This window comes from Tildeniella sp. (assembly GCF_059505325.1).
Genome location: NZ_JCACKI010000066.1, coordinates 141,282 through 165,845, shown reverse-complemented (window position 1 = coordinate 165,845; position 24,564 = coordinate 141,282). Strand labels below are relative to the sequence as shown.

At 47.8% G+C, this 24,564-nt stretch carries 15 protein-coding genes; 11 read left to right on the top strand and 4 right to left on the bottom strand.

Annotation, left to right across the window (positions count from 1 at the left end; translation table 11 throughout):
• Positions 1-65: 65 nt before the first annotated feature.
• Positions 66-1,991, bottom strand: coding sequence for a protein kinase domain-containing protein (locus AC5JO6_RS23860; protein WP_496083535.1), 1,926 nt, complete (start codon positions 1,989-1,991; stop codon positions 66-68).
• Between the two features lie 1,035 nt (positions 1,992-3,026).
• Between AC5JO6_RS23860 and AC5JO6_RS23855 the strand changes: the two genes are divergently transcribed.
• Together AC5JO6_RS23855 and AC5JO6_RS23850 are read left to right on the top strand one after the other, a co-directional pair.
• Positions 3,027-4,613 (top strand): PAS domain-containing protein, encoded by a 1,587-nt coding sequence (locus AC5JO6_RS23855; RefSeq protein ID WP_496083534.1) that lies wholly within the window; start codon positions 3,027-3,029, stop codon positions 4,611-4,613.
• Positions 4,614-4,808: 195 nt separating this feature from the next.
• Positions 4,809-6,248, top strand: coding sequence for a hypothetical protein (locus AC5JO6_RS23850; RefSeq protein ID WP_496083533.1), 1,440 nt, complete (start codon positions 4,809-4,811; stop codon positions 6,246-6,248).
• Positions 6,249-6,468: 220 nt separating this feature from the next.
• Here the strand turns inward: AC5JO6_RS23850 and AC5JO6_RS23845 are convergent, their stop codons facing one another.
• A complete protein-coding gene (locus tag AC5JO6_RS23845) occupies positions 6,469-7,242 on the bottom strand; it encodes a hypothetical protein (protein WP_496083532.1) in 774 nt (257 codons plus the stop codon).
• Between the two features lie 486 nt (positions 7,243-7,728).
• On the bottom strand, positions 7,729-8,667 hold the full coding sequence (locus tag AC5JO6_RS23840) for a calcium-binding protein (protein ID WP_496083531.1): 939 nt from the start codon (positions 8,665-8,667) through the stop codon (positions 7,729-7,731).
• A 1,043-nt stretch (positions 8,668-9,710) separates the two neighbouring features.
• Here AC5JO6_RS23840 and AC5JO6_RS23835 point away from each other — a divergent pair.
• The 5 genes from AC5JO6_RS23835 (at position 9,711) to AC5JO6_RS23815 (ending at position 16,366) form a co-directional block, all read left to right on the top strand.
• Complete coding sequence (locus AC5JO6_RS23835) at positions 9,711-10,550, top strand: peptidylprolyl isomerase (RefSeq protein WP_496083530.1); 840 nt, start codon at positions 9,711-9,713, stop codon at positions 10,548-10,550.
• Between the two features lie 31 nt (positions 10,551-10,581).
• Entirely contained in the window at positions 10,582-13,647 is a 3,066-nt protein-coding gene (locus AC5JO6_RS23830) for an ABC transporter transmembrane domain-containing protein (protein WP_496083529.1), read from the top strand.
• Between the two features lie 118 nt (positions 13,648-13,765).
• The gene (locus tag AC5JO6_RS23825) at positions 13,766-15,238 is read left to right on the top strand and encodes an HlyD family type I secretion periplasmic adaptor subunit (RefSeq protein ID WP_496083528.1); all 1,473 of its coding nucleotides are present in this window, start codon (positions 13,766-13,768) and stop codon (positions 15,236-15,238) included.
• Positions 15,239-15,275: 37 nt separating this feature from the next.
• On the top strand, positions 15,276-15,719 hold the full coding sequence (locus AC5JO6_RS23820) for a hypothetical protein (protein ID WP_496083527.1): 444 nt from the start codon (positions 15,276-15,278) through the stop codon (positions 15,717-15,719).
• Between the two features lie 200 nt (positions 15,720-15,919).
• A complete protein-coding gene (locus AC5JO6_RS23815) occupies positions 15,920-16,366 on the top strand; it encodes a hypothetical protein (protein ID WP_496083526.1) in 447 nt (148 codons plus the stop codon).
• Between the two features lie 90 nt (positions 16,367-16,456).
• Here AC5JO6_RS23815 and AC5JO6_RS23810 read toward each other — a convergent pair whose 3' ends face one another.
• A complete protein-coding gene (locus AC5JO6_RS23810; RefSeq protein WP_496083525.1) occupies positions 16,457-17,251 on the bottom strand; it encodes a hypothetical protein in 795 nt (264 codons plus the stop codon).
• Between the two features lie 874 nt (positions 17,252-18,125).
• On the opposite strand from AC5JO6_RS23810, the gene AC5JO6_RS23805 reads away from it, so the two are divergent.
• The 4 genes from AC5JO6_RS23805 to AC5JO6_RS23790 all read left to right on the top strand — a co-directional run bounded on the left by AC5JO6_RS23805 (position 18,126) and on the right by AC5JO6_RS23790 (position 24,478).
• Complete coding sequence (locus AC5JO6_RS23805) at positions 18,126-20,405, top strand: hypothetical protein (RefSeq protein WP_496083524.1); 2,280 nt, start codon at positions 18,126-18,128, stop codon at positions 20,403-20,405.
• Between the two features lie 794 nt (positions 20,406-21,199).
• The gene (locus AC5JO6_RS23800; RefSeq protein WP_496083523.1) at positions 21,200-22,606 is read left to right on the top strand and encodes a hypothetical protein; all 1,407 of its coding nucleotides are present in this window, start codon (positions 21,200-21,202) and stop codon (positions 22,604-22,606) included.
• Positions 22,607-22,785: 179 nt separating this feature from the next.
• The gene (locus AC5JO6_RS23795) at positions 22,786-23,316 is read left to right on the top strand and encodes a DUF2808 domain-containing protein (protein ID WP_496083522.1); all 531 of its coding nucleotides are present in this window, start codon (positions 22,786-22,788) and stop codon (positions 23,314-23,316) included.
• 487 nt (positions 23,317-23,803) lie between these two features.
• On the top strand, positions 23,804-24,478 hold the full coding sequence (locus AC5JO6_RS23790; protein WP_496083521.1) for a carbonic anhydrase: 675 nt from the start codon (positions 23,804-23,806) through the stop codon (positions 24,476-24,478).
• Positions 24,479-24,564 lie beyond the last annotated feature (86 nt).

Genomic DNA, 24,564 nt, shown 5'->3' with positions numbered 1-24,564 from the left:
GCCATGAAGCGCTAGCATTCAATCACCGTAGGCTTTCTAGCATGTGGCTTACTAACGTATGCACTCTATTTTGAGTGAATGTCACTCACATTGAGCTGCCAGACACGCAACCGTCGATCGGCGCTCCAGCTCACCAAATAGCGATGATTGGGGCTAAGCACGACATCTAAATCGCGCCCTAATGCGCCTGACTTTCTTTGCACTAACTGTCCTGCCTGACGCATCCATACGCGAATGCTACCGTTGGTATGAACGGTAACGATGTTTTGCTCGTTAAACGAAGTGGCGATCGCGTTCGCCGAGTCTTGAGGAAACACAGTGACTAACTCTTCGCGCTTGAGATCCCACATTAGCCCCCGGTCTTTGCCAACGCTAAAAAGCATGTGATCGTCTGCTACCTGCAAACCCACGATTGGGGCTGTATGTCCGGCAAAGGTACGTTCGAGCTTGCCGATGCTGAGATTCCAGATTTGAATCTGACGCATTGAGTCATCAGCGCGATCGCTATCATTGCTAGCACTGATCAGGCGATCCGGGGTCGCTCCATATGCCAGTGCCGTTACCCCCCCATGAGAAAGCTTCAGGCTTTGCATACGGATGCCAGTTTGCACATCCCAGCGACGAATTCTGCCTTCTTTACAAGCACTCGCTATTGTGCTGCCATCAGGACTAATAGCAACGGCTGTGACTGGCTGCCGATGTCCTTCAAACGCCCTCAGTAACCGACCTGTGTCGGTATCCCACAAATAAACCGTACCATCTTCACCACCGCTCACCAGTAGCTTGCTGTTTTGGCTAACGTTTAAGGCTGTAACAGTAGCGCGATGCCCAGACAGCGTTTTGAGCATCGCTCCAGTCGTCAACGACCATAAGCGAAGGACATGATCTGACCCTGCTGTCACAAGAGTGCGATTGTTAGGCGTAATCACCATGCGATCGACTCCAGACTGCATCGACACATCACGCACCATCGTTAAGTTCACATCGGATGGGTGAAAGCGCTGCTGTAGCTGGCTGAGCAGGGAGACAGTCTGTTGACCCTGGGCACGAACGTACTGGATGCCAAGAACACCCAACAGTATCCCTGCTACTGCTGGCACAACGAGTTTTGGTAGCGCTCCTTGCCAACCAGAGCCACGCTGCCGAAAACGGTTGATGGGTAATGTCTGAAGGTCTGCTAGCACCTCTGTTGCTTGCTGGTAGCGATCGCGAAAATTGCTTTGCACCATGCGATTGAGAACAGCAATCAAGCTGGGTTCGATGGCTTGATCCGTCAGATGACGCTGCCAGTCCAATTGCCCCGAAATCAGATCGCGTTTGAACTCGCGTGGATGCACACCCGTCAACAGGTGAACGACCAAGATGCCTAGCGCATAAAGGTCACTATTCAACTGGGCACATCCTAATTTTTGCTCATCTGGCATGTAGTCTGGAGTCCCGATCGCCATCGCAAGGTCATTGCTACCAGATTCAGTATTAGAGGCTGCTTCTGGTAACTGACAGGCTGCCCCAAAGTCAATCAGAACCAGCTTGCCATCTCGCTTACGACGAATAATGTTGCTGGGTTTAAGATCGCAATGGACGATGCGACGAGAGTGAAGATACGTCAGAATCGATAGCATTTCTGACAACAATTTGATGGCTGCCGCACTGGTCAAACGCTGATTGCGGGTGAGCCACTTGCGTAAGCTCTCGCCTTCAACATATTCCTGAATTAAGTAAGCTTGATCATGTTCATGACTATAAGCCAGTAATGTCGGAATTTGCGTGTGGTGTTGCCCTAACCCTTCCAAAAGCTTTGCTTCGGTCTCAAACAACTGCTGCGCGGCTTCTAGTGAAATAGTGCTATTAACCGATAGTTGAAGTGATTTAACCACACACAGCGGGTGATGGGGAAGGTATTTATCACGAGCCAGATAGGTTTCGCTAAACCCGCCTGCTCCCAGCTTTTCTAGAATGAGATAGCGTCCCGTCAGTAATTGCCCAATCATGCCAATTCAACCTTTTGTGAGGTTCTACCTACACCGCTCCTTCGCAAGGGTTCGGTGGGTCTAAATCGTTGTCGCAGTGCTCGTCTGCTTGCAGCCAGATTCTAGCTCTAGGTGAATGACATCTCTGCACTCCTACAGCCGATCGTGCAGTGCCTCATAACGATTCTGCAACAGTAATCAAACCTATAATGCTGACGCAGTAAACACTGCGCTCACTCCTTCACGTCAGGGAAGCCACACTCTTCTCAATCATTCATGACATCCGTTGAAGCGGATGCAGTTGAAGCGGTAGATGAAACCTTGCTTACTCTAGTTCAATCACACCTTAGTAGCAATGCCTGTTAATATGTCCATCTGCTAAATGCCTCCACAGATAGATGCCTCCACAGATTATAATCGCCACTAACACTAGTGTCCACGCCTTATGCCAGAACTGTGGCGAAAACAGTGAGCAGAGACTAACTGGAACCCGCTTGGCGCTACTGTTCCAATTAGTTTTCGCTCGTAGCGGCAGCAGCTAACTGTCACAAGGAGAAAAACGCTGTGACAATTTGCAAACAAGCATATACTAGACATCCAGTGGGAGAGGATTACATAAAGATAAAAGCGCAGTAACTAGAGTTTGCAAAAATGACAGGGTGACGAAGGAAGTACCGCACCAACGAATTAAATGGGTGCATAGAGCTAACCGTTATCTGGTAGTCAGGAGCAAAGTCTAAGAAAATTAACCTTTAGTACGGATGATGCCGCTTCTAATTACTGCTGTGAGGCGACTGTGAGGGCTGCTGTTGCAAAGACGGCATCCCGACTCAGAGGCGTACCTGTATAAATTCCATGGGTGCATCGATCAGAAAGCAAACGAATCGTAGCGAATTGACAGCGTTCGGGATGCTGAAAAACTTGTTCAACCCACATTGCTTCAAGTGCTCAAACAGCATCTGAGTCACGATTCTTTTAACCAGTGCAGAGCGTCTAATGAACGCGTCACTCTGTTCTGGTATAGCTCTATCTGAAATGCAAGGAATGCACTGAACTATGGTTTCTACTTTTTGGGATGTTCCTGGGATACGCTCTCACGGATCATTGGAGTTTCTGGAACGATCGCTGGGTCCAATCTGTGTGTATAACGATCGCGGGGAAACCCTTTATGCCAGTCAACGCTTTTTAGAACTACTGCAAACGGTTACAGAAGCGGTTGATTTTTTTACCTGTTTCCGATCGAAGTCAACCTCGCAAGCTTTGCTAGAAAATCTGTGGGGGCTTGCTTTGCAGGGGAAAGCAGTTAATTTCGTTGCTAAAACTAGAGACGACGGAAAGAGCCTGGAATGTTCCCTAAAATTTAATGCAGAGGCAAATGCAGTTTTCTTAACGGCTCAAGCAATAAAGTCAGATGACAAGCTGCATCAGCCTGTGGATCAACCGCTTATAGAGGCATACGAGCGATCGTTTACCCTCTTTCACCCCAGTCTGGCAACTGCTCTGATTAATCAGGCAGGAGTCATTATGCGCTGTAATCAACGCCTACATGAACTTCTCAACACAACAAAGCACGAAAGCCTTTGCTTAGAAGACTTGGTGTGTCCAGATGATCGCTTGATTGATGCAGACTTGAAGCAACAACTACTGGATGGAGCGATCGACTCTTACACCGTTGAAAAGCGCTTTATCGCTAAAGATAATGACATTATTTGGATGAATCTTCGTGTTTCCTTGACGAGATTGGATGACTGCACCGATCGTCACCAGTGTTGTTTTGCGGTGTCACTGGAAGACATAACGGAGAGCCGGAAGGTCTACAATGCGCTAGTCAGAACAGAAGAAAAGTGGAAAGCCTTTGTCTTAAACAGCCCCTACCTCTTTATTCAAACCAGTCATACGGGACAAATTGTTTACATCAGTACTGCTGTCGAGCGTCTTTTAGGCTATGGAGAAGAAGAGTTGCGGGGTCGGCATGTGACAGAACTCCTTCACCCCAACCACTTCAACGAGTTTGAACTCGTGTTGCAGCTATGGCTCAGTGGCGTTCAGGCTAACCAGCCAGCGATCGAGTGCTGGTGGAGAACCAAGTCTGGTCGCTGGGTTGCTCTCTCGCTTCAGGGTCAATCCGTTCCATCAGCTTTAAAGTTTGACGGTGTGGTGCTGAGTGGACATGACATCACCGATCGCAAATGTTTGGAGATGGAGCTAAAAACGAGTGAAGAGCGCTTTCGATCGCTGGTGCTGAACGTTCCAGGAGCAGTCTTTCGCTGCAATGCAACTTATACAATGGTCTTTGTAAACGATGGTATTGAAGCCATTACAGGCTATCCAGCCGCAGCACTGTTGCATAACCAGAGCCAGTCTTTTCTGAGTATTGTGCATCCTGATGACATCACGCTCATTCGAGACTCATTGGTTCAATCTGTTTTAGATCGCCATCGCTGCTCAGTGGAGTATCGCATTATTCATGCCAGTGGGCAGGTGCGGTGGGTGCTTGAGCGCAAACAAGGCGTTTTTGACCAGAACGGTGATTTACTTTGGTTAGATGGTGTGTTGCTAGATATCAGCGATCGCAAGCAGGCAGAAGCCGCGTTACACCAGCTCAAACACACCCATTACTTTGAGGACAAACTCTACTCTTAGTCCCCTATCAGTGCTGCTCAGCCAACTCTTAACAGAAATCCTACATCGCTTCGCACAATCTTTCGCTCAGGCTCTCTGTCTACAGAAAATTTTGGGATAGAATAAATCCATCGCGATTGATCGACATGGGTTAATTGTATTGACCCTGTTAGATAGCTGATGAGTGTGGTGTCCAGCTCCTGAAATTTTCCCTACATGAGTCGTGAAGTTCCTGACCCAGATGTTAATGGTGGGCTTGTTCAAGCAACCCCTCAAGCCGTGACCGTGGCTGAGCCATTTAGTCAAGCAATGCCTCTAGAAGCAGATTGTTCCTTAGCTGGTGATCTGGCTGCTGCCGACGGTGTGCTTGACCGTGTGAGCCAACTAAAAGCCAAAGCAAAAGTAGCGCTGATTCGCCAACTGATGACGCAGCTCGAAGCTGACCATATTCAAACAATTCTAGAGTTTGGGCTACGAGAGATTGGCGATCGCCATCGTCGAGGCGTATCGTCTGAGAACCACAATACTCGCCTGCTGCTCAAAAAAGACTACAGCTATCAAGACCGAGGCTTAAATGAACCAACCCAATATTACGTCTATTTAAGACGGCGTAAACCTAAGCTCGATCGCTATATTGGTACGCTTTTCTACGTTTCTCAAGGGTGTACGCTCGACTACTTCATGGATGTAGAAGGGCGTATGGTGTTCAAACCGCCTCACAATGTTTTTCAGTTGCAGGATTGTACAAATCCGGCTGTGAATCAAGTTGTACGGTTGCTCTGTCTAGAACCCCCCCCCCCCGATTACACATTTGATAAACAGCAAAACGATACTCCAGATATCCAGTTGCAACTGGAATATCTTGATCTAAAAACTCACCAACCGATCGCCAAGCAGACGTATCCCTTTCCTGCTTGTATGCATGAAGCAGGCAGGCTCGATCGCTACCGTTGGGAGGTCACACCCCTGTTGCTTTCTCCGACTGCCTCTCCCTTAAGTAAACCACTTGATCGCTTGCCCTCCTTAGCCCCTTTAGCGGCAGACAGTTTGCTTGCTGCGTCCCAAAGACGAGCTGATTTGAGTGATCATTCGCTTTCTGGTGACGTAGGGACACGCCTGAATGAATTCAATCAAGCGGCGATCGTTGACCCAACTGCACGGGTGAATATTGAACCAACGGTCAACTTTGCTGAACCTGTGGTACCTCTAGCGCCTCGTCGAGTACTTGAATTACCAGCGACAAAATGGCTCACGTTTTATCTGTCAAATTGCCGCAACCTGGATACGCTTCTGAAACGGATGCGTTTGTGGGTTGCGTGGAGTGAGAAAGCAATGCCACAATCACGCTGGGAAATTGTTCAAGACGGTACAACTTATACGCTCATGAATGCTCATTTTAAGCGACGCATTCTCCAACTCTCCAGTGATCGAGCGTCTATAGCATTCGACAACTCGCTGCCAGTTTTAGTGCGATGGTTTCATGATTTGGGCTTGGCAGTCTCTCAAACCCAGAACCAGAGGCAATACAGCACTGCACAATTACAGCTTGCTCACAGCCTCTTTGTGGATATGAGCCTACCCCAGACCGATCCACTAATCGTACTCAAGAAACTATTTGGGGTCGAGTTCTCTAAAACTGTGCCCGATCGCGGTTAAGTTGCTGAGTGTAATTAAACTAAGGATGATTTTGGGGGTGGCGGGGGTAAACCCCCCTGCCAGCCTTGGGGGCTTTAGGGAGCGAAAAGGACTCAAGCCCAAAAGGAGAGGAAACCAGAGTTCTTGCTCCCTTCTCACTGGGGAGAAGGGTATAGCCCTTCGGGCATTCAAGAAAGGGGATGAGGGCAATTCATCCCGCCATGCAGCAACGCCTCAATGGTTAAGGGCTGGACATCACAGAAACCGTTTCTGGAGGAGCCACTGATGGCTGCACGGTGGGTAAATCTTCCATCGCTACTTGCAGCATGGTGGCATCAGGCTTATAAAGTTGCATCATGGCTTGTTGTAAAAGCTCCTGCACTAAAAGGCTCTGATACATCGGTGTGCCTTCCAACGACTTGATGGTATCAGTCACCCCTTGCCAATCACCTGCTTGTTTAAGATCGATCGCTTGTTGCAATAATGCCTTTTGTTTACGCCAGCGTTGCTGTAGCTCCGTCACGCGATCGCTCAACTGGCTGACTGGGGGAATTGTATCGAGCATCGACAACGCTTTACCGACACGAGCTTGTGCGCATTCACTGGTCGCTTGACGTAACAATTCCCGTGACCAATCTTCCTGAAGCTGTTGTGCCATGCCATGATGGCGACTGTTCTTAGGGATGCCACCAATGAGATTCACAGCCTCAGTGAATTGATTGCGATCAACTAACGCCTGCGTTTGCGCTAGAAGATTGCCATAAACCGCTTCCATCTCATCAGGGAGCCGATTGTTATGACGATCGCTCCATTGATCATTCACAACTTTCTCCGGCGTTGCACTAGAAATGCGGTTTGTTGTGTTCTTGACGCAGTGGCTCTTAGCATGAGAAACCGCTGGAGCAGGCTTGCAGTCAGGCTGCATAATCGGTTCTGATGCAGAAGGTTGCGACCAACCATAAAGTGCTAATGCAGAGCAAGCAAGTACTCCACGCTCTAATACCTGACGACTCATAACCAAACCTTTTCAAAATAAACAATAGTAGACTGTGATGCGGCGCTACACTCAAGCAAGCGATGACAAGTCAATCGAGCCATGAAAGCAGTGGATGATGTGCAGCCGTAGGTCAAAACCATCTCCCACAAAACGATCTTCTATCTGAGCCGCAAGCTCACACCTTGAGTTTACGGATGGCTACACTCCTTCCTAAGATAAGGGCATGACCAAAGCTTCTCGATTTAGCGTGCCAGAAAGATATCTGGTCTAGTGTTTTGCGGATACTTCTTTGTAGTTTGCGTAAAAAATAGCTGCACCCTGATTGCGCTATGAACACTTTTTGAATTTGCGCTCGTGGTGTTGCTGAATCAAGGGATACTTGCCCTCATTCCTAACCAAGGAGCTAGAAGTCTTGTTTCTCTTCCAAAAGGCAGGACAAGGGTAAGCGTGTTACGTTTATCCCCAAATTCAGCAATGCCACGCTTGTTACCTGTATGCGAAGGTTTAAACCAGGGTAAAGTCGTTTGCTGAGAAATTGGCAATATTTGCCAGCCCAGCAGCGCCACGTTGGTTATCTAAATTCGCCAGTACGCTGATGTCTCCACCGTCACTGAGATCGTTGGAATACACAAGTCGGGTCAAGCCCAGCGTTGAGTTGAAGTACACAAAAGCCCCTGCATCTGAAGTGATGTTGGGGTTATTGGCGATCGCACGGGCAGCAGCTCCCGCGGCAGCGAATGCATCGGTTAAAACAATCACGTTGCCATCGCCAGCAATCTGGGAGGATTGACCTTCCTGGAACGTCAAATTTTTCAGACCTAAATCTGTGCCATCAAACGCAAACTTGTCTTCGCCGATCGTGTAATCCAGGACAATGTCAGGGGTGTTGAGAACGTTAATTCCCGTCTGTCCAGCGAGGGCAGGCGTGCCATTCGCAAAAACATTGCCTTCATAGACAAATTGGTCAAGCCCCTGACCACCTTTCATTGTGTCGATGCCATCACCGCCGATGAGCGTATCATTGCCCTCTTCAGCCTCAAGCAAATCATTGCCTGTGCCACCAGCGACGAAATCATCGCCTGTGCTGGCAAAGAGTAGATCATTCCCTGCATCGCCGAACACGGTGTCATTGCCACCATCAGCTTCAAGGCGATCGTCACCATTGCCACCAAACAAGGCATCGTCGCCACCGCCAGCAGCCAGAAAATCGTTACCGTCGTTGCCGAGCATCAGATCGTTACCTACACGCACAGAATCTGCGCTGGAACCAGTCCGTGCAATGTTGTCGCCTGCATCTCCAATAAAATTAATGCCAGCGGCTGGATTGCTAGTCACATTGAAGTTACCAGGTCCCTGGAATTGATCCTGCCCCAGAAACGACGATGGATTGGACTGTAAGAAGGCTAAAAGGGTGTCTAGTCCTCTTTGTGCACTAATGCTCATATCATTTCCTCGTGATTGGTTAAGTTGCTTGTGTCGGTCAAACTGTGCGCACGCACGTCTAGCGGAAGCAGAACCAGGGGTACTGTCTCTGTTTTGCACTAGGGAGTGTGCATTGCTTCGACGAATAGTGACAGTGGGTAGAATCTTGGAGGTATTGGGGGCGATCGGATGGCTGCACTTATTTTGTTGATCGCCTAACTAACGCTCTAGAATCGATCAATAATCTGAAGGGGAAGGTTCAAAGGCTTGCCCCACAGAACTTTGCGATCGCTTCCAGGATGGATTGACATGATTGATTGTAGACGTACACCCATAACTTCAGCCGAGGTGTAATACCACTCTGTACCAAGAATAAAGAAGTGAATAGATTTAGCCAACCTGAAATTCTCAGAACTTTTCAGGAGTTGCTTCATCTTTTTATACTTACATACAGACAGCGCTACAAAGCAGAAATTGGGTTGAAATCAGCATCTGCAAGCAATCTTGAAGATACAAAGCATTTAAAGCATGGGTGATGAAGGTTTAACGTGTAGCATTTTTTACGTCAAAACCGTATCCGGATTAATTGGAACCAATTTAAACTGAGGTTCTAATTAAATTTAGACTTGCCTAGAGTTTCGTTTAATGCTAATCATGATTTGTGTTCATTAGTGGATCTGCGCGATCGCTCACCGCTTAATTGGAACAGTTTGTAAATTGGTTCTAATTAAGTGATCCTGCCGATGATTGTGTTATCTTCTGGTCAGTGCATCAATCTGGTGCGTTCCCTGTAGGATTTTCTAATATTAGAGATGTATGGTATCTGGTATGTACGCTACCGATACTATCAACTGAGAAGATATTGAGGCTGTTGAAGCAGCTAGCTCTACTTTATAGAGTGTCTAGGCTATATTCCAAATGTTGAAAAATAGGGCGATTTGCTCTTTCTTGTGACTGCGGCTCAGCCCAGTTGAAGAGAGCGGCTTGCGGTAGTGAGGAATGTTCGCTCAGTGGCATGAATAAGTTGATCGCAAAATTTCTCTGGATGGTTTAGGAACATTGCTATGAGCGACTGTTTGAAGATTGGCGATTACCTGTTAGATGGTGATCAGATTATTTCTGCGTTGGTGCGGTACAAGCTACTGGAGACAATGGTTGGACAAATCTTGTTAGATGAGGCGATTAAGGACGTTCCTTTATCGAAGCAAGAGCTGTTTTACACCTTATTTGGGACAACAGAGGCTCCTATACCCGATGACTTTGAAGGCTTTATCCAGCAATGGTGTCAACTTAAAGGAGTCACTCTGGATTATTTCAAGTCTGTCGTATTGCGAGAACTGCAAGTGCAAAAATTCAAGCAGCTCCGGTTTGCCAATCAGGTGGAATCAGAGTTTTTGCACATCAAGTCAGAACTGGATCAGGTGGAATATTCGTTGATTCAACTCACTCATTTACCACGGGCGCAGGAACTCTACTTTCAGCTTCGAGATGATGGTGCGGACTTTGTACAACTTGCACAGCAGTACTCGCTGGGTTCAGAGCGTTTAACGGGTGGTTTAGTGGGTCCAGTGCCATTGTCAACGCTGCCGATCGAAGTTGCAACGCTATTTCGCAGTGAACAGGTCGGCACAGTCTATGGACCAATACCTGTTGCAGATGGTTTCTGGGTCGTCCGCTTGGAGCAGTTTACAGCAGCACGGCTGACTGAGGCGACTCGCGCTGATCTAATGAATCGTCTGTACAACCAGTGGCTGCAAACTCAGATCAAAGCCATGACTGAGACACCTGGCACGATCGCAGTGCTATCAAATGCCGTGTCATCAAGCGCGGTGCCATCAAACGCGGTGCCATCAAACGCGGTGCCATCAAACGCGGTAGGACGGTTGCCAGTCGCGGCAAAGTGAACCATTTAGAAATGCTTGAGGGCTTATCGCAATGATGCAAGTGGATGCACCCGTACATTCGTTTCTCACTGATTTTTTTGCGGCTTGGCCGTTTAATCACCTCTCTGCCCCATTACAGAAACAGATCGCCCCAACGCTCCGGCTATGTTCGTTTCAGTCAGGGGAATTGATCTATCCATCTAGAGAACTCCCCTCGGCGGTTCACTGTGTTGTACAGGAACGTGTGCGAATTCTTGGTCCAACTTCATACCAAAGCCCAACGTTAGAAGTGGTGGGTGAAGGTAGCGTGATCGGCTGGGATAGTTTGCTACGGCGTGTATCAGCCGGATCTGTGCGGGCTGCTATGGCATCGCCAGAGAGCGATCGAGACGTTTTGACGTTGGCATTGTCTGCCGATGCGTTTGAAACATTGGCGTTGGAACATTTGATGCCAGTGTTGATGCGGCGCGTCAGCTTGATGGAATTGTTTGATACGCTGTCTCGTGCGCTGGCTAAAATGCCCGATCGCGCAACAGCAATCAATCTGACTGAGGTGGTGCATCATATCGATCGCGAAAAATTAGCGGTCATTCAACACTGGTACCCCGATTCCAAGCAGTTAGATGCTTTGTCCCCCAATCTGTCTTCTGATCGGGTGTGGCTGGTCAGCGGTGGTGAGGATCTCAGCCTGCCGATCGGCACACCTCTAAAGAGCGTTGATCAACTACAGCAGACGCGCCCTTCCCGTTTTCCGGTGCGCCTCTTGGGGATCGATCGCACGTGTCTGGCATCGGCTGTTTTAAATCGGCATGTTCCAAGTCTGCCCGCTTCAGGCACGTCATCGATTGCGCCAGTACTGGATTTGAGTTTGCCAGATACAACGCCACTGGAAAGCGACAGTCTTACACCTCAGGTTGCCTCCTCCACGTCCAAAGCGTATCCCATCTGGAAAGCGACCCTACCTGACCCGCTTGAAGATGTGGTGGCTTGTTTTGGCATGGTCTGCGATCGCTTGCAGGTGCCATTTCGCGCCGATTCGCTGCGTCGCTCCTTGAAACAGCAAGCGCTCGACAAATTTGAACCGTTTGATTTATATGTACGCATTGCTCACGCGATCGGATTGAATGCCCATGTCGTCCGCTTTACGCCGACAGCAGGTGGCATCAATCGCCTGGCAACACCAGCTCTGGTTGAGTGCAGCAACATTCTCGCTGTGCTGCATGATGCCACACCCACAACAGCAGTGATTGGTTCACCACGCACAGGCTTGTTACGATTAGCTCCTACTGAACTGGCATCACGGTTGACGTTAGATGCGCCCTCCGGCAGTGATCGTGATACGGCAAGCTGTCGCGCGATCGTGCTGGAACGGTTTGCCACTACACCAACAAAGCGATTTGGCTTTGATTGGTTTTTACCGCTGGTGACAAAGCAACGGGGTACTCTGATACAGGTGCTGCTTGCTTCGACCGTCATTCAACTACTGGGCTTAGCCAATCCATTATTAATTCAGCAAGTCATTGATAACGTCATCATCAATGCAAATGGTGAAGCCATGTCGATGTTTGGCGTTTTGATGATTTCATTTGCGTTTGTCGAAGGCATACTGACCATTCTACGAACGTATCTGCTGCTCAGTACGACCAACCGGATGGATTTACACCTGGGCGTGGAACTCATTCGTCACTTGCTGCATTTACCACTCAACTTTTTTGAAAAGCGTCCGGTTGGTGAACTGTCATCACGATTATTAGAACTGGAGAATATTCGCCAATTTATGACGGATACGGCGATTACAACCGTGATGGATGTCGCCTTTTCGGTGTTTTACATTGGGGTGATGCTGCTTTATAGTGCCCAACTGACGCTATGTGTATTAGCAACGGTGCCGATCGTAATTGTTTCGACCTTGCTGATGTCAAAGATTCAGCAAAAATTGATTCGCGTGAAGGCAGAACAGGGTGCAAAAGTGCAATCCTACATGGTTGAAGTGCTGGGTGGTATTTCATCTGTTAAAGCTCAGCATATGGAATCGCTTGTGGAAGCAACCTGGCGCGATCGCTACGTGCAGTATCTCACCAGTGGCTTTACCACCTCAACGATCAACACCATATTCTATTCCTACAGTCAATTTTTGAATACGGTGAGCAGTTTGCTCGTGCTGTGGGTTGGTGCAGGACTTGTACTCAAAGGAGAACTGTCTCTGGGTGGTTTGATTGCCTTTCGGATTCTGACGGGCTATGTCACAGGTCCACTACTGCGTCTGGCACGTCTCTGGCAAAAGTTTCAAGAGACCTCACTCTCGATGGAACTGTTGGCAGACATTGCGGATGCGCCGATGGAAGGGGAGCTAGCTCAGGAAAGAGCCTATCTTCGGATGCCTGCGATCGAAGGTCACGTCCAGTTCACCGATATTAGCTTTGGGTTCAAACCAGGGCAACTGCAACTGATGAATGTGCATTTGGAAGTGCCACCAGGTACTTTTGTGGGTATTGTGGGACAAAGTGGCTCTGGCAAAAGTACGTTGATGAAGCTGTTGCCCCGTTTATATATGCCACAAAGTGGCAGCATTGCCATTGATGGGTATGACATTAATAAAGTGGATTTAAGTTCACTACGATCGCAGGTTGGTATTGTCTCGCAGGATGCAGTACTGTTTCAAGGTACGATTCGAGACAACATTGCCTTATTTGAAGATCTGCCAGATGAGCTTGTTATCGAAGCAGCGCGAGTGGCAGAAGCGCACGATTTCATCATGCAATTACCAGAGGGTTACGCAACACAGATTGGTGAGCGTGGTTCAGCGATTTCAGGCGGACAGCGGCAGCGCATTGCGATCGCCCGTGTTGTCATTCGCAATCCTCGCCTACTGATTTTTGATGAAGCAACGAGCGCTTTGGATTATGAAACCGAACGGCGCGTTTGTCAGAATCTGATGCAGCGTTTTCAAGGACGCACCTGCTTTTTTATCACTCATCGCTTGAATACGATCGCCCACGCAAATTGGATTCTCTTTATGCAAGCTGGCATCATTGCCGAGCAGGGAACGCATCAAGAATTAATCGCACGTCGTCAGCTTTATTACTGTCTCTACGCTCAACAGTCACGCGAAGCTTAGAGCGGTCAGCCGTCAGCATTGTTTTGCAACACCCTAGCAACTCAAAACTCTCCCCCCTGCTTCCCCCTCTCCCCCTGCTTCCCGTGCTTCCCCCTCTCAAACTACTTGGAGCATTATCATGAGTCGTCATTGGTTAATGAATCCGTTTGGAGCTTTGCAAAAGCACTACCGGACAAAGCTCGACCAGGTTGAGCAAAATCTAGAGATCAAAGCCATTAGCTTGCCATCTGTAGCCCCTTGGACAAAGCTCATTACGCAAGTGATTTTAGTCGGCGTAGCAGTTGGTGCAGGATGGTCGATCGTGGCGCGAGTGGATGTTGTAGTGACGGCAAGCGGCAAACTAGAGCCACTGTCACAGTCGCAGGTGATTCAATCGCGGGCAGGTGGAGTCGTGACGGCTGTGCTAGTAAAGGAAGGACAGCAGGTGAAACAAGGGCAGCTATTGATGCAGTTGGATAAAACTACTATTTATAATCAACTGCAGCAATTATTGCTTCAGCGCGATCGCCTGGTTAAAGAGATTGCGGTATTGCGAACAGCACGCGAGGGCAAACCATTAGATACATTAGGTGAGCGTATGGCTGGTGTACCGCCCGAATTAATGAATCAGGTACAAACGCGCCTGCTGCTGGTCGCTCAACTCTCAGGAAACCCCAGCAACCTATCGCCAGAACAGCGTCAACGCTATAACCTTTTTGAGCGGCAACTACGTGAACGACAATCCATCAGCAGCCTGCAAGACTCAGACAGTCAAGCAAAAATCAGCGAAACAGAGGCACAACGTACGCAAACAGAGTTTCAACTGCAAACAGAACAAGAACTACTAGCACGGTTAAAGCCTTTGGCAGACCAAGGAGCTATTTCTCGCGTTAATTTGCTGCAACGCAAAGTGAGTGTGAGTGAACTCCAAAGTCAACGCGCTCAAACGCTCCTAAAAAGACAGCAGTTAGAAATTGGTCGAGTGCAAACGCAGGTTGAAGATGGCAGGCAACTGACCGATACGCTGCAAGATTTGCAACGTCAGTTAAGTGAATTAGACACAAGATTTGACACCATCATCAAAGACAGCCAGCGTCAGCTGATTGAAGTCAATGGAAAACTGAGTCAAGTCCAGCTTGACTTAAAAACACAGGATTTGCGCGCACCTGCTGATGGCGTTGTCTTTGAATTGGGACCGAAACTGCCTGGTGTGGTCTCTCAGCCCGGTCAAACGTTATTACAAGTGGTTCCTAACGAATCACTCACAGCGCAAGTTAAAGTTGCCAATGCAGATATTGCCAATATTCGTGTTGGTATGCCTGTAGATGTTCGTATTGATGCATATCCATTTACTGAATATGGCTCAGTGAAAGGGGTTGTCTCAAAAGTTGGTAGTGAAGCGGTCAAGTTGAGCGAGCAAGCTCCAGGAAACACTGTCTTCCCAATTGAAGTGCAGCTCGATCGCCAATTTTTAGAACGCCGCTCCCAGCGCTTTCCATTGACACCTGGCATGAGTATTGCGGCTTTAGTCAAAGTTCGTCAGCGAGCACCGATCAGTTATGTTACCGAAGAAATCACGAAAGCATTCGACGGACTGAAATCCGTTCGTTAGTTTTAATCCACTTGCATTCATTTAACAGGAGATAGTCATGTACAGACTTTTACCCATTTTTATTTGGACTGTTTGCAGCAGTTCAATCATACCGTTGGCATTTGCTTTGCCCTTGATTGCTCATCAGGAGAAGACCGGTAATAGCGTTGGAGCCATGATTCACCTTGAACCCGATGATTCACCTTATGCTGGAAAATCCACTCTAACGTGGTTTATGCTGACACGAAGCGGTGGTGACATGGTTTCTCCTTCAAGCTGTAACTGTCGCGTTGCCGCTTACAACGCACAGAACCAGGCGATCGCTCAACAACTGCCACTTTCACCTATATCACTCGAAGGGCATCAAAAAGGACACCAGGGCATTCAGACGACGATCATGTTTCCTGAATCTGGTGCTTATACAGTCGTTCTGTCTGGACAAGCCAAAGATAAAAGTTTTGCACCGTTTGAAATTAAGTTTCCAGTAATAGTTCGTCCTTAATACTATCAGCCAAAGTTGACTGCTTGGACTTCATTCATGATCGGTTCAATTATTCTTGGTTGCTTCTGTTTTAACGATCGACGTGCTCTTACTGATACCATTCACTGCGCGATGCCTCATTAATTGATTTAAAGCACCGAACAGTTTCTCGATCAGGGTACTCTCCACGTCATTTTTGACCCTTAAGATGTGGTGACACCATGACTATATTGCTTAACAACAAAGCACAGATTTCTACTAACAACATTGATGTAGCGGCTCAGCTTCAACGATCGCGCATTAGACAAGAGTTACAACAGAAAATTCAGACCGCTCTGCACGTTGCTAAAGATTTATCACCAATTGCCTGCCTCAGGGAAATTGAAACTAGCCTTCTAGCAATTCAAATCTATTGCAAAACGGTTCAAAAAACGTTCATTGTCATTGAAGAGAAAATTACTTGCGATCAGTACGAACTAGGCGGGTGTAAGCAAGACGCAGCGATTCTTTTTCGCGGACCTGACAAAGCAGCTACGGTGGCAATTTGTGTCACTGCTAAAGGTTCTTTACTCCACCGCAATGATGATCTGTGGACAGTGTACCGAAATGCTGGCGATATTGATCCTCTAGAATCACTTTTACCTGCATCAGTAAAGGCATTAAAATAACCTGAAGACTGCTAGAAACGGATGATCAAAAGTGCTGTTTCGTTTGTCGGAACATTATGTGTAGTGCCCCGACAAACGATAACTCACTCATCAGAGCGTCAGGTTATCAGCATAGACTAAGCGAGTTGCCGATCGCAGCTCAAACAGCATGTACTCTTCCATCACGCTCCATAGAAAAGCACGCAGCGTTTTTTGCCGCGCTTCGGTTGGAATTGTATAGGCAAATGGTGCCTCACATGGCTTTAGCTTTGCCAAATGATTTTCACAGCCACAACCATGCTCAAGAAAATAACCATATTGACTGGAAATACTGTCAATCAAGCGCCGAAGCATCGACACATAGCCACCATGCAGGATCGCATCAAACTTCCGTGCAATGCCAAGATCTTGCTCACTAAAGCGGAACGATCGCACCTCAAACAAATTCGATCGTTGCAGGGGATGCAAAAACGTCCAGTAGAACGTAGCAGGGACATCATAACCAAGTTCATCAAACAGGTCACTGACCACGTTGACCAGAGCTAGTCGCTCATGACGCTGATCATCATTGGCTTGTAGCGTAGCCTTGATCTGTTGCAAATCAGGATAGCTTTCTGGCAGAAATGCCTCACCAAAATGAGACACCGCTTCCCATGCCAACAGTCCATTGCCTTCACAGTAGGCACTCTTGAGATGTGCAGTCTCAGGGCGCTCTGCAAAAAGTACATGCCCCTGTTGATTCTTTGCCAAAAACACCTGAGCCATTGCAGTATAAACACGTGGCTCAGTCATCCATGTTCCAGTCACGAGGCGCTGCCAGCTCTCTGGCATTGCTTCAAGGGCAACAGCGGGTTCACCGTTGATTGTAATTAAGCTCAAGGTGGGAGTTGTCGTTGTCGATAACATTAGAAAACGTTCTCCTTGCTGTAGACACAGCCTTTAAATGATTGAAGCAAGAACTCATGCTCTGATGAGCAAACAGCCTTGACTCGCATTAACTATGCCACAGACCCAGCAGATGTGCTAGCACATACAACATTGATTTTTCAGAAATGCATGTTTGGGCAGTCTACCGCTGTCAACGATCGTGATTGATTCCCTTGAGAATTGTTGTAAAACTACTATGAAGAAGTTGTCTTTTCATGAGTTTGTGCTTTAATTTATTCATAGGGATTGCAAGCATTTTTGGTAGGGGTCTGAAGTTTCCCGCTGAGCTTAAGCGTTCCTGACAGGTTTCACACTATTTACAGCCATCCATACTACTTAAAGTTACGATCGCTGGACACTACCAAAGTGGCGATTGGCTGTAAATCACTGCATTTACCATTTTGATCAAACCTCAAACTGTGGATCGATCCGCCTTTGAAATCAATATCATGATTTACTTGGCTGACCGTGATCGCTTAAAAGCCACAGTGTAAACTTCAAACACCTATCATTGTTCGGAGAGTGAAACCTCAATGCTGGTGCATGGCAACCTCACTATTCTATCTTTCAACCCTTAAGGAGATCTATGGAAGGCTTTGACCAGCTTATTCCTACAAGCTGCCTCAAGAACCATTTCTACGGATGACTTTAGTGTGTGCCGTTTGAATTTAGCGTTTAAACGACTGCTTTGAGGTGTGATCTACGATACGACTCGATCAGTTAGTCGTTGAACATACACATGACCATTGCTGAAGTGACTCGTCAAAGCACTTCAGCCTTTCAATTTCTATGAGCCTTCTCAATTAGCTTAATTGACCCATTGTGTTATTAGTTTTACCTTTTAGGAGCAATCATGGAGCTACTCGACCAGAACCAACAGAAAGCCAACGAACTGTCGGCTGACTCAAGCAATCTCTCCCCTAATGCCTCAGGTCTCAAGCCTTCTGGAAGCCAAGCTAAAGGTTCTTCAATTCTGGACTCTAACTTTAACGAAGCACTAAACCAGAACCTTTCAGGTCTTGATACCACTCCAGCTAAAGCAGAAGCCTCCAGAACAGGTACTGCCAAAGGGTCTTCCGATCTAGCTATTGACCAGAACAAAGCTGAAGAAAAGATGGGAACTTGTCAGTTTGCTGGCACACCCGCGTGCAACTGCAATAAAACAAAGAATGGCTCGTCTGAGCCTTTAGATGCTTCCAACCCTGAGGCTTCTAAAGGACTGAAGGAAGGTGCTGGTGCTGACCCATTCCACGTTTCGCTAGGCAATGTTGACGTTGTGCGTAGTATTGACCTCAGCAAACTGCAGAAAGAGACTTCGTTTAGTGATGACATCGGTGCCAAAGGTGACTTTTTCATTCCAGGTGCTGGTAAAAACACTGTCTTGGGCACTGGTGATAAAGACCTGTTCGATGGACGCGGGGGTGGATTCAACACCATCACGACCGGCGGCGGTAAAGATAGCATCCTCCTCGACAGCAGTACAACCAACCTTATCTTAGACTTTGACACGAGTTTGGATCGGCTTCTTTTGACTAAAGATATCGACCCTAGTAACATTGTCATCGCACAAGGCAAAAACACGGTCAAGGACGGTGACAACCAGCCGCTTGACTCGGTTAACAACACATTGATCATTGACAAGTCTGATGGGCACATTCTGGCATCCCTAGCAAACACTAAGGCAACGGCGCTGCAAGGCATTGAACAAAGTGAGAGAAAAGGCTTTAGCCTGGTTGATGACAACATCTTCAACACACTTAATGAGGTGAAGTTCGATCAAACACAGGAAGGTAACGGACAGCTAACGGGTACGCCTGGACGTGACAAGTTGGTTGGTGGCAATGGCGATGACAACCTGCTGAGCGAGGCGGTTGACACACCGCCTCCTCCGGGTGGTTCTGCTGGTGGCTCGACTGGAGGGGATGATCATGATCACACGGGTGCAGGAGCCAGCAGCGAAAATCACGTTGCCCTGGATCAAGTGGATGTATTGCGCGGTATCGATTTAAAGAACCTGAAAAAAGAGGCTTCATTCACCGATGATATCGGCGTTAAAGGCGACTTTCTGATCCCAGGTGCTGGCAAAAATACCGTCATTGGTACCGGAGACAAAGACCTGATCGATGGACGTGGTGGCGGATTCAATACCATTACAACAGGTGGTGGTAAAGACAGCATTCTTCTCGATGACAAGACAACCAACCGCATCCTGGATTTTGACCCAACCCTCGATCGGCTCCTCTTTACACAGGGTATGGATCTCAACAACATTGTCATTGCACAAGGGAAAAACCCTGGTAAGGGCGGTGTCAACACACCCCTTGACTCAGTCAATAACACATTGATTATTGATAAGTCTGATGGGCACATTTTGGCATCGCTGGAATTCACTAAAGCAACGGCGCTGCAAGGCATTGAACAGAGTGACAGGAAGGGCTTTAGCCTGGTCGATGACAAAATATTCAATACTCTTAATGAGGTTCAATTTGGGAAAACACAGGACGGTAACGGACAACTGACAGGAACTTTAGGACGTGACAAGTTGGTTGGTGGGAAAGGTGATGACTTCCTCTATGTTGGTGACGATGGCTTCAAATTAGGGACGGCAAAAGGCGGCGGTGGAACAGAGTTTCCCTTCAAAACCGACAGCCCTGGCACCTCTGAATTAACACCACAGCTCAAGAATGGTGTGCTCAGTTTCAACGGTTCCTACAAAGACTTTGATGGCGCGCCGCTCTTTAGCCAGGGAGAAAAGGAACTCGATCCCAACACTAAGATTCTCAATGGATCTAACCCCCAAGCATTGATGGAGGGCTTCTTGAAAGTGCCTGTAGATAAGGAAGGCAATGCCATTTCTGGCACCCATCTGCACTTTAGCCCAGCTGGTGACGATCGCGGCAACTTTGCCGATGCGACGGTTGTTCGTTACTTCGAGAATACGCCGCTTGATGCTAAGTCTGGCACCCTGAGTGGCAAGTTTGAACTCTCGCCTGAAGAGCAAGCTGCCTTCTTGGCTGGTAATCTATACGTGAATATCCACTCCAACCGTGACCTTGATGGCGACGGCAGAGCAGGCTTTGCCACTGGAGAAAACCGCCTCAACCTTAACAAAAATGTTGTACAGCTCGTATAGCCTGCAAGCTTAACGGTTTAGCAGTAAAAACGACAAAGCCTGGTGATGTGCTGATTATGCCTCATCAGGCTTTTTTGTCACCCACTGTTTTAGCTAAGGATTGTGGATTTAATAAAACCGCATACTTGCGTAGGATGTGTAAAGCCGTTCCGGCATCCCAGAAAAGCGCAGCGTAACGCGTTGACTCCAAGGCTTGTGAGGCGTTAAGGCTAATGCCTCACACATCCTACAAAAGCCGATCTTATTTAATTTTCATGCCTAAGCTGAACCATGAATGTTTGGAGCGAAAGCGTCTGCTAACATTGCTTACTCGAATCGAAAGCTTGCAAGCATGACGTTAATTAGAACTCTTTTTGATCTTTGGTTCCAATTAATTGCAATTTAGTTCTAAAATTGCTCAATTTAGCCTTGCCAATGGGTATACATTTGCTATAGTTGGTACGAAGAGACCACAATGACCGATCGCCAAGGATTGCAAGTCTCTAGAGGCTTAGTCAGTTTTTCACTTTTTCACCGACTTCTAATTCTCATAGACACGGTATTGCTTCAATCACTTATCACATGAAGTGATTGAATGGGTAGTTTGTCTATTGTTCTGCATTTACCATCGATTGATTTCAAGACTTTAAGCTAGTGTCACTTGAGTACTAGGTCAATTAGTCTCGACTGCTAAAGCATTGGTGTGCACGTTCCATAGTATGCGCTCCAGTGACCAAAAGCGTCGTAGAGACTGGCTTTCTAACGCTAGGCATGTGCTATCTCTTCATCTTGTTCTCACACTTTAAGGAGTCCTTATGGACGGCTTTGACAATAAAAATCATCAAGAACAACACAACGCTGGTGGAATCGCAGATCCATCCATTAGTCCGGCTAATTCTAGCGCCGTTGCAAGTAGCTCGAAAGGCTCTTCTGTGTTGGACTCTGACCTTGAACAAGCGTTGAATCAAACGCTATCACCTGATGAAAAAGCTGCCGCTCCAGCAGCCAGCACTGCGCCTGATGATCACGACCACGCCCCAGAAACGGGTCCTTTCAGCAATCATGTGGATCTCAATAACGTTGCAGACTCCAAAACGTTAGATCGTAAGCAGGTTGGCAAGCAGGGTTCCTTCGAGGGTAGCTTTGGTGACAAAGGTGATTTTCTGAATCCTGGTGGTGGCAACAATACAGTCATTGCTGGCGGTGGTAATGATGTCATTCGCGGTTCAGGGCAAGGGTTGAACACAATCACCACGGGCACTGGCAAAGACACGATTATTCTGGGCAAGGAAACGACTAACCGGATCTTTGATTTTGATCCAGCGAACGATCGCTTTGTTCTACAGGGTGTGAATCCCAAGGACGTTATTATTGCACAAGGCAAAAACCCCGGTAAGGGTGGGCTTGAACAGCCTCTCGACTCTGTGAATAATGCGCTGGTGATTGACAAGAACGGCGGTCATATTCTCGCATCGTTGACATTCGCCAAAGCAGGTGATCTCAATGAGAGCCACTTTTCACGACTCACAGGTGAAGCAAACCAGAGCTTAAAGAATGAGGAACTTAAAGAAGATGGGTTTAAGAATCAGCGCGGCGATGGTCAACTCAATGGCACGCTAGGGCACGATCGCTTAATTGGTGGGAAAGGTGATGACTTCCTGTATGTTGGTGACGATGGCTTCAAATTAGGGACGGCAAAAGGCGGCGGTGGAACAGAGTTTCCCTTCAAAACCGACAGCCCTGGCACCTCTGAATTAACACCACAGCTCAAGAATGGTGTGCTCAGTTTCAACGGTTCCTACAAAGACTTTGATGGCGCGCCGCTCTTTAGCCAGGGAGAAAAGGAACTCGATCCCAACACTAAGATTCTCAATGGATCTAACCCCCAAGCATTGATGGAGGGCTTCTTGAAAGTGCCTGTAGATAAGGAAGGCAATGCCATTTCTGGCACCCATCTGCACTTTAGCCCAGCTGGTGACGATCGCGGCAACTTTGCCGATGCGACGGTTGTTCGTTACTTCGAGAATACGCCGCTTGATGCTAAGTCTGGCACCCTGAGTGGCAAGTTTGAACTCTCGCCTGAAGAGCAAGCCGCCTTCTTGGCTGGCAATTTGTACGTGAATATCCACTCCAATGTTGACGTGGATGGCGATGGCAGAGCAGGCTTTGCCACTGGAGAAAACCGCCTCAACCTCAATAAAAATGTGGTGCAGTTTGCGTAACGGTTGAATGACAGGCTGGCGCTACTAAAGCACCAGCCTGAAACCTACACAAAGCCATTACCTCAGAAGTTTGGTGATGAGACTGATAACCCATTGGGCGTGACACCCCAACAGGTTTTTTGCCTACAGATGAGAACTTCCACACGATTTAAGCGTTAACTACATGATGGAGTTGAGCCATGCGACAGATGAGTTATGTCCTGATGCTGGTTGCTAGTAATGTGCTAGTGAGCGCGTGGATGACGACGACACCCAGCGAGAGTGTCACACCTTTCAACCGCTCTTCACTACTGGCAAGTGTGATGGTGACGAGCGATCGCCCCCAGGCGGGAAGCACGCACTATTTCACAATGACCCTGCCCGATCGAGCGGGCAAGCGGTTCACTAAACTCTCCTTCTCATTTACAGAGCAAAATCGAGACAAAACCGTAGCACCGATTCGATTTGATTTAGCCAGTACCAAAGCGATTGCTGGATCATCTAAGGTCGGGGGACGTGCGATCGGGATTAAAGATACGTGGATTGATGAAACAGGCGTTCTCTGGGTCGAGTTTGATGCCTCTGTTCCACCCAAAACGCAACTCATGCTTGCACTCAAGACGCTTAAATCATCTCCCGCTGCCACTTATGACTACGGCATTGCGGCTTACCCAGAAACCAAATTTCCGGCTGTTTTCGTTGGTAATGGTAGTTTGACCATCCGTCGGTGAACACAGGCGACATTCAATTCCAGGCGATCAGTAGAAGTAACCCTATCCCAATAATACCAATTCTACAAAATCGCCCTACAGATTCGTTCTTGCTGCTGACCGCTGACCGCTGACCGCTGACCGCTGACCGCTGACTGCCAGCCGAAGTTTGCCTGTGTAGCCACAGTTTAGTGAAATGGTATAACTACAGGAACCATCCGCGAATGCATCGATCGTTCCTGTAGATTTCCATGTTCTAGTAGGGCTAGGTAGTGTTTTAAACCCGTCGGGCTATCTCCGTGCAGGCATACAGAAAGGAACATAGCAAGAAAGCGGAAAGCGCGGTTGCCATCTTGTATATCCTTTGGTTAAGGTTGGTATGTAGTTTACGTAGCTTTACAAAGCTGCCAAAAGTGGTAAGTTTTTTTAGGTGGGGGGAATGCTAACGCTTGAAGCCTGCTGATCGTCGAATGATTCGCTGTCTTGACCGAAACCTGGAAACTCAACTATGTCATTGACAGGACTGATTCAAGGACTCAACGCCTTCCACAGCAGCTATTTCAACGATCATCGAGAATTATTTGAACGGCTCTCTGGCGGGCAATCACCCGAAGTGCTCTTCATTACTTGCTCTGATTCTCGCATTGACCCGTGCTTAATTACCCAGGCGCAACCGGGTGAACTGTTTGTGATGCGTAACGTTGGCAATATTATTCCATCTTACGGAGCGACCAGCAGTGCTGAAGCAGCAGGCATTGAATACGCGGTGGAAGCATTGGGTATCAAAGATATTATTGTTTGTGGGCATTCTCACTGCGGCGCGATGAAAGGGTTGCTCCAAGTGGGCACGCTATCAGAGACAATGCCTGCTGTCTATGACTGGTTAAAGCGGCATGGCGAAGCAACTCGACGGCTGGTATTGGACAATTATCCCAATCTGGAAGCTGACGAGCTACTGAAAATTGCGATCGAGCAAAATGTTTTGACGCAGGTCGAGAATTTAGAAACCTATCCAGCCATTCGCTCCAAGCTACACAGCGGCAAGCTCAATCTCCATGCGTGGATGTATGAAATTGAAACAGGCACCGTATTTGCTTACAATGCACCGAAGCGACAATTTACACTGATGGAAAAGCGATCGTTCCCCGTTCCCGATCCATTAATCACAACGGCACCTGCCTGAACTCCCACAGCGTTGCGTGTTTTTATCTCCTGACTCCTGACTCCTGAACCAAAGCTGGACATCAAAGTCAGCCTGCCTTCAGCAAA